13 protein-coding genes are annotated in these 14,099 nt (G+C 63.2%); 6 read left to right on the top strand and 7 right to left on the bottom strand.

Going from position 1 to position 14,099, the window contains the following annotated elements:
- The first annotated feature begins 105 nt into the window (after window positions 1-105).
- Window positions 106-912, top strand: coding sequence for a Cof-type HAD-IIB family hydrolase (locus tag F599_RS0109725; RefSeq protein WP_019543339.1), 807 nt, complete (start codon window positions 106-108; stop codon window positions 910-912).
- A 187-nt stretch (window positions 913-1,099) separates the two neighbouring features.
- Here the strand turns inward: F599_RS0109725 and F599_RS0109720 are convergent, their stop codons facing one another.
- The 7 genes from F599_RS0109720 to F599_RS0109690 all read right to left on the bottom strand — a co-directional run bounded on the left by F599_RS0109720 (window position 1,100) and on the right by F599_RS0109690 (window position 7,824).
- Entirely contained in the window at window positions 1,100-2,410 is a 1,311-nt protein-coding gene (locus tag F599_RS0109720; RefSeq protein WP_019543338.1) for an extracellular solute-binding protein, read from the bottom strand.
- A complete protein-coding gene (locus F599_RS0109715; RefSeq protein WP_019543337.1) occupies window positions 2,407-3,090 on the bottom strand; it encodes a response regulator transcription factor in 684 nt (227 codons plus the stop codon). Before F599_RS0109715 ends, F599_RS0109720 begins: the two co-directional genes overlap by 4 nt.
- On the bottom strand, window positions 3,087-4,424 hold the full coding sequence (locus F599_RS0109710) for a sensor histidine kinase (protein ID WP_019543336.1): 1,338 nt from the start codon (window positions 4,422-4,424) through the stop codon (window positions 3,087-3,089). The genes F599_RS0109715 and F599_RS0109710 overlap by 4 nt, the downstream gene beginning before the upstream one ends.
- Before the next feature lies 1 nt (window position 4,425).
- On the bottom strand, window positions 4,426-5,388 hold the full coding sequence (locus tag F599_RS0109705) for a sugar ABC transporter substrate-binding protein (protein ID WP_071592864.1): 963 nt from the start codon (window positions 5,386-5,388) through the stop codon (window positions 4,426-4,428).
- A 223-nt stretch (window positions 5,389-5,611) separates the two neighbouring features.
- Window positions 5,612-6,436 carry a PTS system mannose/fructose/sorbose family transporter subunit IID gene (locus tag F599_RS0109700; protein WP_019543334.1) on the bottom strand — a complete coding sequence of 275 codons (825 nt, stop codon included), beginning with the start codon at window positions 6,434-6,436 and terminating at the stop codon, window positions 5,612-5,614.
- 11 nt (window positions 6,437-6,447) lie between these two features.
- On the bottom strand, window positions 6,448-7,254 hold the full coding sequence (locus F599_RS0109695) for a PTS mannose/fructose/sorbose transporter subunit IIC (RefSeq protein ID WP_019543333.1): 807 nt from the start codon (window positions 7,252-7,254) through the stop codon (window positions 6,448-6,450).
- A gap of 78 nt (window positions 7,255-7,332) precedes the next feature.
- Window positions 7,333-7,824 carry a PTS sugar transporter subunit IIB gene (locus F599_RS0109690; protein ID WP_019543332.1) on the bottom strand — a complete coding sequence of 164 codons (492 nt, stop codon included), beginning with the start codon at window positions 7,822-7,824 and terminating at the stop codon, window positions 7,333-7,335.
- A gap of 705 nt (window positions 7,825-8,529) precedes the next feature.
- Between F599_RS0109690 and F599_RS0109685 the strand changes: the two genes are divergently transcribed.
- The 5 genes from F599_RS0109685 (at window position 8,530) to dnaJ (ending at window position 13,968) form a co-directional block, all read left to right on the top strand.
- A complete protein-coding gene (locus F599_RS0109685) occupies window positions 8,530-8,859 on the top strand; it encodes a hypothetical protein (RefSeq protein ID WP_019543331.1) in 330 nt (109 codons plus the stop codon).
- Window positions 8,860-9,011: 152 nt separating this feature from the next.
- Window positions 9,012-10,046, top strand: coding sequence for a heat-inducible transcriptional repressor HrcA (gene hrcA / locus F599_RS0109680; protein ID WP_019543330.1), 1,035 nt, complete (start codon window positions 9,012-9,014; stop codon window positions 10,044-10,046).
- A gap of 47 nt (window positions 10,047-10,093) precedes the next feature.
- Window positions 10,094-10,717 carry a nucleotide exchange factor GrpE gene (grpE, locus tag F599_RS0109675; RefSeq protein ID WP_244869343.1) on the top strand — a complete coding sequence of 208 codons (624 nt, stop codon included), beginning with the start codon at window positions 10,094-10,096 and terminating at the stop codon, window positions 10,715-10,717.
- 49 nt (window positions 10,718-10,766) lie between these two features.
- Window positions 10,767-12,632: a molecular chaperone DnaK gene (gene dnaK, locus F599_RS0109670; protein WP_019543327.1), complete on the top strand. Its 1,866-nt coding sequence runs from the start codon at window positions 10,767-10,769 to the stop codon at window positions 12,630-12,632.
- 163 nt (window positions 12,633-12,795) lie between these two features.
- Window positions 12,796-13,968 (top strand): molecular chaperone DnaJ, encoded by a 1,173-nt coding sequence (gene dnaJ / locus F599_RS0109665; protein ID WP_019543326.1) that lies wholly within the window; start codon window positions 12,796-12,798, stop codon window positions 13,966-13,968.
- The last annotated feature ends 131 nt before the right edge of the window (window positions 13,969-14,099 follow it).

Genomic DNA, 14,099 nt, shown 5'->3' with positions numbered 1-14,099 from the left:
GATCGGCCGCAGGCTGCGTGACGCCTGTGCGTGGACGAGCGCTCTGCTGCGGCGTTTGCGCCGCGCGTCTTGGCGCTTTCATGTGGTCTTGAAGGAGGAAAAAATATGGGGGCAGATCGGATCGTTTTTTCAGACATCGATGGAACATTTCTCACGCCGGAGCATCAGGTGACGGCGGCGACGGCGGACGCGGTGCGCCAGCTGCTCGCGCGCGGCATCCCGTTCGTGCTGGTCTCGGCCCGCATGCCGGAGGCCATCCTGCCGATCACGCGGGCGCTCGGCATCGATATCCCGCTGGTGTGCTACAGCGGCGCGCTCGCGCTCACGGCGGCGGGGGAGGAGCTCTTGAGCCGCCGCATGCCGCTTCCCGCCGTCCGGGAGGCGCTCGGCATCATCGCCGAGGCGTTCCCGGCGCTGACGGTGAATTATTACGCGGGGCATCATTGGTACGTCGAGGCAAGGGACGCGCGCGTCCAGCATGAGGAGGAGATCACGAGCGCTGCGGCGGAGGTCGTTCCCTTCGCGCGCGTCCTCGGCCGCGCGGAGCAGCCGCACAAGCTCTTGCTCATGGGCGAGGAGGCGGAGATCGCGGCGGCGGAGCAGGCGCTTGCCGCGCGGCTGCCCGCGTGCAATGTCGTGCGCTCGTCGCCGATCCTGCTCGAGATCATGAGCCGCGAGGTCACGAAGGCCGCCGGCATCGAGGCGATGCTCCGCGCCTTCTCGCTCACGCCGGCGCAGGCGATCTCCTTCGGCGATAATTACAACGATATCCCGATGCTCTCCTACACGGGCGAGGGCGTCGCGATGGGGAACGCGCCGGAGGCGGTCCGGCAGGCCGCGAGCGCTGTGACGCTCGCCAATACGGAGGACGGCATCGCGGCGTATCTGAAGCGGCAGGGGCTCATCCGCTAGGAACGGGCGAGGCAGAGGCATCCTTTGGCAGAGAGCCCTCCGCGCCTTGTATGCGCCGATGGTGCGATGTATCAGGGACAGGTGCGCTGGGGCGCAGATAAAAAACGTCCGCTGCTCTATGGCCGGAGATGGCATAGGGCAGCGGACGTTTGTGCATCGCGTGTTTACGAGGACGCCTGGAAGCGGTTTACGGCGTTTCCTGGAGGAGGGCGTTGACTTCCTTCTGCAGCTGGTTGAGCGCGTTGTCGAAGGGGCGGACGCCGTCGACGATTTCCTGGATTCTCTGGTCGGCCAGCCGCATGACGGCCGCGTAGCCCTGGAAGCGGTCCGGGGATTTGCCGTCGTCGAGGACGGCGCTGATGGCGTGCGGGCTGCGGTCGCTCTCCCCGGTGCCCGCGCCGAAGATCTCCTCGGGCGTTGCCGCCTCGAGCACGTCGCGCCGGACGGGGAGCGCGGCGGTCTTTTCGAGTACGAGGTGCTGGTTCTCCTTTTCCATCGAGATGGCTTTCAGGAATTCCCAGGCGAGATCCTCGTGGGAGGTCTGGGCGCTCATCGCCATGAGGAGCGTCTGGATGGGGGAGGTGTTCGCGCCCGCCGGGCCCTTGGGCAGGCGCACGCATTCCCATTCGAAGTCGGTGGCTTTCTTGATGCGCCACGGATAGGGGCGATAGGCCCGGTAGGCGGCGAAATTGAACGGACGGAAGGCGACGCGCCCCAGGTCGAAATCGCGTTCCCTGGCTTCCCGGATCTCAGGGAGCTGATGCAGATCGATGAGGAAACGGAGCGCGTCCTCGACGCGCGCGTCGGCGAAGCGGGAGGTGCGCCCCTGATCCCAGAAGAGCGTCGCGCCGCTCGTCACGACGGCATCCTCCCAGGTGTAGCCGTAGACGCCGAACTGGTCGACGCGGCCGTCGCCGTCGGTATCGCGCGTGACGCGGCGGCAGATGGCGAGGAAATCCTCCCAGGTCCAGCCGTCGTGCGGGAGGGGGATGCCCTCCCGCGAGAGGAGCGTCTTGTTGACGAACATGAGGCGCGGCACGCACTCGACGGGGAGCGCGTAGTATTTGCCATCCTCGATGCCGTCGGCGAGCGGCGCGGGGTAGAAGCCCGCGAGGTCGCACGCGGGATCTGCCTCGATGAAGGGCGTGAGATCTCTGAGCGCGTCGAGGCCCGCGTAGAGCGCGAAGTCCTCCGACGGGAGGAAAAAGAGGTCGGGCATCGTGCCGGAGAGTTCCTGCTCGGCCAGCCACTCGCTGTAGTCTTCCTGCAGGATGCCGCTGACGTAGCGGATCTTCACGCCCGGATGCGTCGCCTCGAAGCGGGCGGCGACGGTATCGAGGAAGGCGTAGCTGTCGCCCTGCGGGACGTTCCAGTTGCTGCCGGCGAAAAGCCCGATGCGCAGGGTGATGGTGCGCGGCTGGGCGTACTGGAGCACGAGGAACACCCAGAGATAGGCGCAGGCGAGGAACGCGCAGAGCAGGGCGGTTTTTCGCTTCATGGCAGGACCTCGGCGTTTGCGAGGCCTGTCTGCACCGCCCAGATGGCGAGCTGCGTGCGGTCGCGCAGGCCCAGCTTGGAGAGCGCGGAGGAGAGGCCGTTGCGCACGGTAACTTCCGAGAGGGAGAGGCGGGCGGCAATCTCCTTGTTGGAGAGGCCGTGACCTACGAGCAGCGCGATGTTGCGTTCCGTGCGGCTGAGGCTGCCGGCATCGATGGCGGCGTCGTCCTGCTGGACACTCGACTGCGCCATCTGGTTGAAGAAATGGACGACCTTCGTGACGATGCCCGGGTTGATCATGGCGCCGCCGTGCGCGACGGTGCGGATGGCGTTGCTGAGCTCCGCGACGGAGACGCCCTTGAGCAGGTAGCCGGAGGCGCCGTATTTCAGCGCGTTGAACACGTACTCGTCATCGTCGAACGTCGTGAGGATGATGATGCGGACCTGCGGCCACTGCTCCTTTATGGCGTGTGTTGCCGCCACGCCGTCGAGCTCCGGCATGCGGATGTCCATGAGCACGATGTCAGGCGGCGCCTTCTTGATGAGGGAGAGGAGCTCGGCGCCGTTCTCCGCGAGGCCCGTGACCTCCATATCGGCGTTCTGGCTGAGGATGATGCTGAGGCTCTCGCGGATGAGCTCCTGGTCGTCGGCGATCATGATGCGTAGTTTCTGCTGTGTCATAAGAATTTCGATGCCTCCTCATTGGCTGGCAAGAGTACCTCGAGCGTGAATCCCTGGTCGCTCCAGTAGCGCACGCGCCCCTTGAGCAGCGCGAGCCGCTCCTCCATGTGGCGCAGGCCGAAGCCGGGCGTGAGCTTTTCGGTGTCCGCGCCGCGGCCGTTGTCTGAGATGCAGAGGAAGATGGTGCCGAGCTCCATGCCGAGCGCGATGCTCACATGGGTGGCGCGCCCGTGGCGCTGCGCGTTGGTGAGTCCTTCCTGGACGACGCGGTAGAGCACTTCCTCCTGGTCCTGCCGCAGATGCGGTGGATAGGTGAGAACGGAGAAATCGACCGTCATGCCCGTCGAGGAGGAGAAGGAGGCGACCATCTGCTCGATGGCCTGCCGCAGCGAGAGATGCTCGAGGTCGTCCGGGCGCAGCTTCTTGACGCTGCGGCGCACATCCTTCAGGCCGCGCATGGCGGTGTCCTTGATGACGGCGAGCTGTGACTTGGCCTTCGCGGGCGCGATGTCGATGAGGATGGAGACGGCGTCGATGCCGGCAGCGATGCCCGTGAGCGCGTGGCCGAGGGTATCGTGGATCTCGCGCGCGAGCCGGTTCCGCTCCCGCGTCTCCGCCAGGTGCTCCGCCTCGACCGCGTAGGCGCGCAGGCGCTCGTTGGCCTCGGCGAGCTGCCTGTTGAGGCTGGCGATGCGCTCCTTCTCCTGGTGCTTCTGCCGTACGAAGAGCACGAGATAGAGCACGAAGAACACGAGGTTCAGCGAGGTGAAGCCGTGGTGCAGCGAGGAGAACAGGCTGCGTGCCCAGGGCGCGTAATAGGCGACGTAAGCGTCGAAGGGAACGATGGAGCGCGAGGAAAGCGCGAGGTTGTAGCCAAAGATGGCATAGAGCCCCAGCATGGCCGCCGCGAGCAGGATGACCTGGTGGCGGCCGGAGTAGCGGTGCATGAGGTCGACGACGACGAGCAGGACGATGCCGTCGTAGGCGAGGCTCAGGCTGCGCATCGTGAGCACGCAGGCGGCGATCTCGAGCGCGAGGCAGGCATAGCGCAGCAGCGGTGCCGGCAGCTCGCTGCGATAGAGCCTGCTGAGGAGCGCGAGGGCGGCGAACGACAGCGCCGCGAGGCAGAAACCCTCGAGGGGCGGCAGCGGGAGGCTCGGCAGATGGGAGAGGAACGCGCGGGCGTTCCTCGTCTCGATGATCTTCATCTGCGTGATCGAGAGGAAGCCGGCGAGCAGCAGGACGACCGCGCCGTTGTAGATGATGAAAAGCGCGTGCAGGCGCGCGAGGCGGTCTGTGCCCGTCTCCCGCGCGAAAAGCGAGGGCAGCTTCATATCAATCCCACTCCTTTGCCTGTGCGGCGGAGAGATTCTCCTGTGTGAACAGCGTGATCGGCAGTACCTGGTGTGCCTCGTAGCTGCTGCCCGCGAGCAACGCATAGGCGGTCTGCGCCGCGGCGCGTCCGATGCTGCGCGGCGACTGGCCCGCGGTCGCGGTCATGCGGCCGCTCAGGATGAGTTCCTTGCTCTCGGGGACGCCGTCGACGCCGTAGACGCTGACGTCCGTGCGCCCGGCTGTGGCGAGGGCCGCGAGCGCGCCGAGCGCGGCGGGATCGTTGAGTGCCATGACGGTATCGAGCGTCGGGTGCTGTGCGAGCAGGTGCTGCATCGCGGGCATGGCGCGCTCGAGCTGCCCCTCGCACTCCTCCTCGCCGAGAATCTCGAAGCCCGGGTGCGCGGCGATGGTATCGCGGAAGCCGCGGATGCGGTCGGAGCCTGAGCGCGTCGCCGTATGATCGAGCAGTACGATGCGCGCCGCTTGCCTGTGCGCGAGCAGATGGCGCGCGCAGGCCACGCCGGCCTGGTAGTTGTCCGAGGTGATGGTCGCGGCGACCGGCGCCGTGTCTGCGAGCTCCGTGTCGATGGCGATGACGGGAACGCCCGCCGCCCGCGCCGCCTCGAGCGCAGGCCCCATCTGTTGGTAGTCGACGGGTGTGAGGAACAGCACCTCGACGCCCTCGTCGATGAGGGCGCGGACCGCCTCTGTCTGGCGTTCGACGGAGAGCGCGGGGTCGCGGGTGAGGAGCACGTCGCCGTGGTTCTCGACACAGGTGCGGATCTCCTCGTCGATGATTTTATAGAAAGGATTGTTCAGCGTCATGTAGACGGCGCCGAAGCGGTGGCGGTGCTCGTCGTGGCGCAGGCTGAGATCCTGCGGCCCCCAGCGGAGGAGGCTGAGCAGGCCGCAGACCATGAGGAGCGCGGCGAGGGAGATGAGCAATAGTGTGTGACGGTACATGATGGCCTCCTCTTCGTGATCATAGCGTCGGTCTGCGGACTGCGGGCGGCGGGCGCAGGTGCTGCCTCCATCTTATAAATTGCCTGCGGGCTTGTCAACTGCATCATACGGCACGGCGCCCTGGAGCTGTGCTCCGGGGCGCCGCGAAGGGATTTATCTTATTTCAAGGCATCGCCGCATGGATCGGCGCTGCCTCAAGGAAGGGCGATGGTGATAGGAAGAATCAAGCGAACAGGCCGATTGCGTAGCCGATGATGCCGAGCGCGAAGAGCCCGAGGATGATGACGAGCGGGTTGATGTTCTTCCTGAGCAGGTACATGCAGGCGAACGTCATGAGCAGCGGCACGATGCCGGGCATGAGGCTGTCGAGGATGGACTGCACGGTCGTCGTGACCTGCTCGCCGGCGCTGTTCGTATAGGAAGAGAGCACGAGCGGCATATTGACGGTCGTCCATTTCGCGACGAGAGCGCCCATGACGAGCAGTCCGAGGACGGAAGAGCCCTCCGTGAGGTAGCGCATCTTGTTGCCGCCCATCTCGTCGACGAGCTTCGTGCCTCTCTCGTAGCCGTACATGACGCCGTACCAGTTCGTGGCGAGGCGGATCGCGTTGAAGACGAGGAAGAAGATCAGCGGGCCGACGATGCTGCCCGTGATGGCGATGCCCGCGCCGAGCGCGGCGAGCACGGGGCGCAGCGTGCCCCAGAAGATCGGGTCGCCGACGCCGGCGAGCGGCCCCATGAGGCCGACCTTGACGCCGGAGATCGTCTGGTCGCTGATGTCAGCGCCGTTCGCTTTCTTCTCCTCCATAGCGGCCGTGATGCCCATGATGGGCGAGGCGAGGAACGGCTGGGTGTTGAAGAACTCCAGGTGGCGTTTCATCGCGGCGGCCAGTGCCGCCTTATCACCATGGTAGAGCTTGCGGAGCGCCGGCAGCAGAGCTACGCAGAAGCCGATGGACTGCATGCGCTCGAAGTTGAAAGAGCCCAGAAGGAAGTTCGAGCGGATGAAGATGTTTACGAGGTCTTTTTTGCTGAGTGTCTTTTCCATGACGGTCCTCCTCACATAAGCTCGGAATCATCGATATCGGCGAGCGGGTCAGCGGCGGCAGCCGAGGTGCTGCTCGCCTCCGCGGCGAGGTCGCGCTGCAGTCCCTTGATGTGGAAATAGGCGGCGATGAGGCCGATGGCGCCGAAGCCGATCAGGTTGACGTTCGTGAAGACGGCGATGAGGAAGCCCAGGAAGAAATACGGCATGAGGGCTTTCGCGTTCATCATGTTGATGACCATCGCGTAGCCGACGACGACGATGAAGCCGCCGGAGACCTGGAGGCCGCGCGTGATGACCTCCGGGATGGAGGCGAGCAGGGCGTTGACCGTGTCCGTGCCGGCGATGGCGGCGACGAGCGCGGCGGGAACCGCGACGCGGATGCCCTGCAGCGCGAGGCCGCCGAGGTGGCAGAGCTCGATGCCGAAGCCGTTGGCGTCGAGCGCGAACTTATCAGCGAGGTGCTGGAAGAATACGGTGATCGTGCGGACGAAGATGGTGAGCACCTGGCCTGCGGCCGCGAGCGGGACGGCGATGGCGATGCCGGCGCCGATGCTCTGATGGCCGACGATGACGAGGATGGAGGAAATCACGGAAGCCAGTGCGGCGTCCGGCGCCATGGCGGCGCCGACGTTCATCCAGCCGAGGGCGAGCATCTCGAGTGTGCCGCCGAGGATGATGCCGGTGGTGACGTCGCCGAGGACGAGCCCGACGAGTGTGCAGGCGACGAGCGGGCGATGGAACTGTGCCTCATCGAGTACGGAGCCCATGCCCGCGATGGCCGCGACGAGGATGAGCAGGATGAATTGGATCGTTGTCATGATAGCAGTCTCCTTTCACGCCGCCACCAGGAATGTCGCCTCTCTCTATGAGGTCGTCCGGACGGCAGCTGCATTTCTTTACGCAAGGCCCTTGGCGCGCAGCGCGCTCATTGCGTCGGTCTTTGTCTCGCTCGCCAGCTTGCGGATCTCCACCTCGATGCCCATGGCGACGAGTTCCTTGATGGCGGCGACATCGTCCTGGTTCACGGCGACGGCCTGCGAGATCAGGGTGTCGCCCTCCTTGTACGTCATGCCGCCGAGGTTGACGGACGTGAACGGGATGCCGCCCTTTACGGCGCGCACGACATCGCGCGGGTTCGTGAAGAGGAAGAGCGTCTTAAAAGGCGCGAACTTCGGATTCTTGTAGGCGGCGACGGCTTTCTCGACGGGAACGACATAGGCCTTGATGCCCGGCGGCGCGACCTGCAGCAGCAGCTTTTTCCGCAAGGTATCCTGCGCGACTTCGTCGTTCACGCAGATGATGCGGTTGCAGCCGGTGACCTTTGTCCAGACGGTAGCGACTTGCCCGTGGATCAGGCGGTCATCGATGCGGCAAAATGCGATCTCCATGAAAAATCAATCCTTTCTTTTCTTCGGAAAATCCTGAAGGAATCAGTGCCGTGTCAGGAAGAACGCGCTCGAGGTATCCAGCAGGCCGCTGGCAAGCATCTCTCGCGATGTAAATCCTCAAGAACGCAAGCCGAAGGCGCAGTGCGATTGACTGGATTTACGGAAAGGGCGATGCACAATGTCCATGAAGTGGACGTTTAGGAACCACTGATTCATTCAGCACTCCGTCTTCACGCGTCTGTGCTGTCCTCTCGCCCTCGACCATCCTCAGCGCAGCTTCGGCTACGCCTGCGGCTTGTCTCCGAAGAGTACAGCGCATCCACGTAAATCCGGAGCACTTCATTTAATCAGCGGTTCCTTTATGCATGTAGTTTGCGATACGGTGCGGCGGAACCTGAGGTTTCCTGACTTTGACCGGTATTGCTTGTTTCTGTGCTTAGTATACCGCTTAAATAATTCAAAATCAGCTGATATACGTCATCGAATAAGAGAGAAGTATGTGACATCTGTCATATATTTCTGATAGAGGACAACCGGTGCATGGATACAGCTATCGGAGAGCGCTTGATCCTCCGTAAGACGAGCGACGGGAGAGGCTTTTCCGTTGGCGGCAGATAGGATATAATATAAGAAATGAGAAATCCATACATGGCATCTAGCCGGAAGCGCTGAACGCATCAGTGGTTCCGCAAGGGAGGAATCTTCATGTTTGAAATCTTAGGCGCCATTCTCTTGGCAGGCGTGATCGTGGCACTGGCTGCGACAGGCGTCGTGGCATCCATCTTCGCAGTCATCGCGATTGTCTGCGTCGTGCTCGCAGGCATCTGCATGTTCCTGGGCGCGGCGTTCGTCATCATGTTCCGGCTCGCCATCGCCGTGCTCGTCGCGCTCTTCCTGAAGTGGCTTTTCAGCCGCGCGCTGGTCTTTCTCGGCGAGCGCTTCACCATCCGGGCGCTCATGGATGGTGCGCAGGTCAGCCGCGTGAGCTGGATTCTCGCCGCTGTTACGACGGGGTATCTCTGCTTTCTGAGGTAAGTTGTTGCTCCTCGCGGCAAATAATTTTGACTTTTTGACATTTAAGCGTTGACTTTTTGTTTTATTCGGTGTATATTCTTATTAGATTCAAGGTTAGCACTCAGGCAAGGCGAGTGCTAACAGAGAGAATCCGCTGAGAGGAGGGGGAGAGGATGCAGGATTCGCTCGACGCGCGCAAGCAGCGAGTGCTCAAGGCCATCATCCGCGACTACGTAGAGTCCGCGGAGCCGGTCGGCTCCCGCACGCTCGCGCGGAAATATGACCTCGGCGTGAGTCCTGCGACCATCCGCAACGAGATGGCGGATCTCGAGATGCTCGGCTATCTCGAGCAGCTGCACACCTCGTCGGGACGCATCCCCTCCTCGAAGGGCTACCGGTTCTATGTCGACGGGCTCATCCCGCCCGAGCCGGTCAGCGATGAGGAAAAACGCCTCATCAACCGCTGGTACGAGAAGCGCGTGAAGCGCATCGAGGAGGTATTCCAAGAGACGGCGCGCATCATCTCGCAGGTGACGCACAACGTTTCCCTCGTGCTCGCGCCGCAGCTCACGCAGGCGCAGTTCCGCTGCCTGCAGTTCCTGCCGCTCGACGATCGGCGCGTCATCACCGTCCTCATGACGGACGCGGGCTTCATCGAGAACAAGATCATGCGGATGCCGGACGGCGCGACGTTCGAGGACTTCCAGCGCATGGCGGCGGTCATCAACAAGAACCTCGCCGGTCATACGCTCGCGACCATCGAGCATCACTCGCTCGCAGAGATCAAGGATGAGATCCAGGACGAGCCGCTCTACGAGGCGGCGCTCTCCATCATCCACCGAGCGCTCGAGTCGAGCAAGGAGGAGCGCCTCTACCTCGGCGGCACGACCGAGATGCTCGAGCAGCCGGAGTTCCACGATGTGGAAAAGGTAAAGGATACGCTGCTCGTGCTCGAGGAGGAGGAGCTCATGAAAGACCTCCTGCACGCCCACATGGGCGATGGGCTCGAGGTCACGATCGGGCAGGAGAACGAGGACAGCCATTTCAAGGACAGCAGCATCATCACGGCGACGTACCATCTGAACGGCGAGCTCCTCGGCACCATCGCGGTGCTCGGCCCGACGCGCATGGAGTACGCGAAGGCGATGAGCCTGCTCGAGTACATGAATGCCAATCTGACCAATATCATCAAGCGCTTCGACTGGTAGCGAGGCGGAAAGAGGTGAATCCATTGCCATCCTTTATGAAAGATGCAATGAGCAAGAAAGACGAACAGAAGATGAAGGAAATGCAGCAGGAAATCGACGAGGCGGAGGCCGAGGAGACGGCCGCGGATGAGGCGCCGGAGACGGCAGAGGCCGCGGACGCAGCAGCGCCTGAGGCCGATGCGGCCACGGAGGCTGCGGCACCTGATGAGGACGCCGCGGCGCTCAAGGCGCAGGTCGAGAGCCTCAAGGCGGCCCTTGAGGAAAAGGATAACCGCGTGAAGCGCCTGCAGGCTGACTTCGAGAATTTCCGCCGCCGCACGAGCAAGGAGCGCGAGGAACTCGCGAATGTCGTCACGCAGGATCTCCTGAAGAGCATGCTGCCGATCCTCGACAACTTCGACCGCGCGATGGCCGCCGAGCAGAAGGATAACGAGTCCTTCCAGAAGGGCGTGGAGATGATTTACACGCAGCTCCACGAGACGCTCAAGAATGCCGGCCTCGAGCTCATCGACACGGCGGGGCAGAAGTTCGACCCGAACTTCCACCAGGCGGTCATGCGCGTCGAGAACCCCGACCTCGAGGACGACACGATCGCGCAGGAGCTCCAGAAGGGCTACATCGTCAAGGGCAGAGTCATCCGCCCGAGCATGGTGCAGGTCGTCAGCAATTGATTAGTTAGTAATGACTTTATGAAATAAAGAGAACCAGGGAGGAAGAACCATGAGCAAGGTAATCGGTATTGACTTAGGTACGACGAACTCCGTCGTATCCGTTATGGAAGGCGGCGAGCCGACCGTCATCACGAACCCGGAAGGCAGCCGCATCACGCCGTCTGTCGTCGGCTTCACGAAGGACGGCCAGCGTCTCGTCGGCCAGCTCGCAAAGCGCCAGGCCGTCTCGAATCCGGATCGCACGATCTCGTCCATCAAACGTCACATGGGCGATCCGAACTACAAGGTCACGATCGACGACAAATCCTACACGCCGCAGGAAATCTCCGCGATGATCCTGCAGAAGCTCAAGAGCGACGCGGAAGCGTACCTCGGCGAGACGGTCACGCAGGCCGTCATCACCGTGCCGGCGTACTTCAATGACAGCCAGCGCCAGGCGACGAAGGACGCGGGCAAGATCGCGGGCCTCGACGTCATGCGTATCATCAACGAGCCGACGGCAGCGGCGCTCGCCTACGGCCTCGACAAGGATGAAGACGAGACGGTCCTCGTGTTCGACCTCGGCGGCGGCACGTTCGATGTCTCCATCCTCGACCTCTCCGATGGCACGTTCGAAGTGCTCGCGACGAACGGCGATACGCACCTCGGCGGCGATGACTTCGATAAGAAGATCATGGACTGGATGGTGGAGTCGTTCAAGAAAGAGAACGGCATCGACCTCTCGCAGGACAAGATGGCCGCGCAGCGCCTCAAGGAGGCCGCTGAGAAGGCGAAGATCGAGCTCTCGAGCATGACGCAGACGAACATCAACCTGCCGTTCATCACGGCGGACGCCTCCGGCCCGAAGCACCTCGACCTCACGCTCACGCGCGCGCAGTTCGATGAGATGACGCGCGACCTCGTCGAGCGCACGATGGGTCCGACGAAGAAGGCCATGGCTGATGCTGACCTCACGGGCAGCGACATCAACAAGATCATCCTTGTCGGCGGCTCGTCCCGTATCCCGGCTGTCCAGCAGGCCATCCGCAGCATCCTCAACAAGGAGCCGAGCAAAGGCGTCAACCCGGATGAGTGCGTCTCCGTCGGCGCTGCTATCCAGGGCGGCGTCCTCGTCGGCGAGGTCAAGGACGTCCTGCTCCTCGATGTCACGCCGCTCTCCCTCGGCATCGAGACGCTCGGCGGCGTCTGCACGAAGATCATCGAGCGCAACACGACGATCCCGACGAGCAAGAGCCAGATTTTCTCCACGGCGGCCGACAACCAGCCGTCCGTCGACATCCATGTCCTGCAGGGCGAGCGTGAGATGGCAGCCGACAACAAGACCCTCGGCCGCTTCGAGCTCTCCGACATTCCGCCGGCGCCGCGCGGAGTGCCCCGCATCGAGGTCAAGTTCGACATCGACGCGAACGGCATCGTGCACGTCTCCGCAAAGGATCTCGGCACGGGCAAAGAGCAGAAGATCACGATCCAGTCCGACAGCGGCATGAGCAAAGAGGACATCGACCGCATGGTCAAGGAAGCCAAGGCACACGAGGCCGAGGACAAGAAGCGCAAGGAAGCCATCGACACGAAAAACCAGGGCGAGGCGCTCTCCTACCAGGCGGAAAAGACCATCAAGGACCTCGGCGACAAGGCCGACAAGGCAAAAGTCGCAGAGGTAGAGAAAGCGAATGCCGCGCTCAAGGAAGCGCTCAAGGGCACGGACACCGAGGCCATCAAGAAGGCCACGGAAGCCCTCCAGAAGCCGCTCTACGAGCTCAGCGCAGCAGCCTACCAGGCAGCGGGTGCGCAGGCGGGCGCGCAGGGCGCGCAGGCCGGCCCGCAGCCGGGCGCAGGCAACGCGCAGCAGGAAGAAAAGAAGAATGACGACGATGTCGTCGACGCCGACTTCACGGACGTCAACGACAAGAAATAAGGTCTATCAGTAAGAGGTGGTTAGTGGTGCGCGCACGGGCGCGCTTGCCGCTAACCACTTCTTCATATCAGAGCATGGGAAGCGCCCGGTCGGCGCTTCCCAGAGACAATCTATGACGCTCGGACGCAGCGCATCCGGCACGATGAAAACAAGGTGGTAGAAAGTGAGCGAGAAACGCGATTTATACGAGGTCCTGGGCGTCAGCAAGGATGCCTCGGATGCAGAGATCAAGAAAGCATACAAGAAACTGGCCCGCAAATATCATCCGGACCTCAACCGCGGCCATGAAAAGGAAGCCGAGGAAAAATTCAAGGAAGTCAACGCGGCCTACGAAATCCTCAAGGACCCGAAGAAGCGCGCGCAGTACGACCAGTTCGGCGCAGGTGCCTTTGACGGCACGGGCGGCTTCCAGGGCGGCGGCGGTTTCGGCGGCTTCGGACAGGGCGGCTTCGGCGGCTTTGGCGGCGGCACCGATGGCTTCGGCGACATCTTCGACATGTTCTTTGGCGGCGGCGGCCGCGGCGGCCGTGGGCAAGGCCCCGTGGCGGAGCGCGGCGCCGACCTGCGCTACGACCTCGAGATTACCTTCGAGGAAGCGGCGTTCGGCAAGGAAGTCGAGCTCTCCATCCCGCGCACGGCGGAGTGCTCCCATTGCCACGGCACCGGTGCGGCCCCCGGCACGAGCCAGGAGACCTGCCCCGACTGCCACGGCAGCGGCATGCGCCAGACCGTACACAACACGCCGTTCGGCCGCATGATGAACCAGACGACCTGCAGCCGCTGCGGCGGCACGGGCAAGATCGTCAAGACGCCCTGCCCCCATTGCCACGGCACGGGCAAGAAGCGCGAGACGCACACCGTCAAGGTCACGATTCCGAAGGGCGTCGACCAGGGCACGCGCCTGCGCGTCGCCGGCCACGGCGAGGCGGGCTCGCACGGGGGCGGCTACGGCGACCTCTACGTCTACATCTTCATCAAGCCGCATAAATTCTTCAAGCGGCAAGGCACCGACGTCATCGTCGAGGTCCCCGTCTCGTTCGTCGAGGCGGCCCTCGGCGGCACCGTCCAGGTGCCGACGCTCGACGGCCCCGTCGACATGAAAGTCCCCGCCGGCACGCAGAGCGGCAAGATCCTGCGCCTCAAGGGCCGTGGCATCCCGTACCTGCGCGGCACCGGCCGCGGCGACGAGCACGTCGTCGTCAAAGTCCTCACGCCGCAGAACCTCAGCGCCCGCCAGAAAGAACTCCTGCGCGAGTTCGGCGAGCTCAGCGGCGACCGCGTCAACCCGGAGAAAAAGAGCTTCCTCGACAACCTCAAGAAGCTCTTTGGGAAATAAGCCTGTCCCATGCGGGCAGCAGCAAAAAGGTCTTTCGGCAACTGCCGAGAGACCTTTTTTGATGCGCTCAGGAAAGTGGCCTATACCCCGTTTGATGGACACTATAAACGAATGGTAAAATAAGACCATGA

The organism is Selenomonas bovis DSM 23594 (genome assembly GCF_000381005.1).
Taxonomy (GTDB): Bacteria; Bacillota; Negativicutes; order Selenomonadales; family Selenomonadaceae; genus Selenomonas_C; species Selenomonas_C bovis.
Note: the sequence above shows the minus strand (reverse complement) of the source record. Positions and strands in the feature narration are given on the sequence as shown.

Excerpts from the sequence above, each read along its gene's own strand:
- F599_RS0109725 (WP_019543339.1), top strand. The coding sequence starts at position 106 with ATGGGGGCAGATCGGATCGTTTTTTCAGACATCGATGGAACATTTCTC.
- F599_RS0109720 (WP_019543338.1), bottom strand. The coding sequence starts at position 2,410 with ATGAAGCGAAAAACCGCCCTGCTCTGCGCGTTCCTCGCCTGCGCCTAT.
- F599_RS0109715 (WP_019543337.1), bottom strand. The coding sequence starts at position 3,090 with ATGACACAGCAGAAACTACGCATCATGATCGCCGACGACCAGGAGCTC.
- F599_RS0109710 (WP_019543336.1), bottom strand. The coding sequence starts at position 4,424 with ATGAAGCTGCCCTCGCTTTTCGCGCGGGAGACGGGCACAGACCGCCTC.
- F599_RS0109705 (WP_071592864.1), bottom strand. The coding sequence starts at position 5,388 with ATGTACCGTCACACACTATTGCTCATCTCCCTCGCCGCGCTCCTCATG.
- F599_RS0109700 (WP_019543334.1), bottom strand. The coding sequence starts at position 6,436 with ATGGAAAAGACACTCAGCAAAAAAGACCTCGTAAACATCTTCATCCGC.
- F599_RS0109695 (WP_019543333.1), bottom strand. The coding sequence starts at position 7,254 with ATGACAACGATCCAATTCATCCTGCTCATCCTCGTCGCGGCCATCGCG.
- F599_RS0109690 (WP_019543332.1), bottom strand. The coding sequence starts at position 7,824 with ATGGAGATCGCATTTTGCCGCATCGATGACCGCCTGATCCACGGGCAA.
- F599_RS0109685 (WP_019543331.1), top strand. The coding sequence starts at position 8,530 with ATGTTTGAAATCTTAGGCGCCATTCTCTTGGCAGGCGTGATCGTGGCA.
- hrcA (WP_019543330.1), top strand. The coding sequence starts at position 9,012 with ATGCAGGATTCGCTCGACGCGCGCAAGCAGCGAGTGCTCAAGGCCATC.
- grpE (WP_244869343.1), top strand. The coding sequence starts at position 10,094 with ATGAGCAAGAAAGACGAACAGAAGATGAAGGAAATGCAGCAGGAAATC.
- dnaK (WP_019543327.1), top strand. The coding sequence starts at position 10,767 with ATGAGCAAGGTAATCGGTATTGACTTAGGTACGACGAACTCCGTCGTA.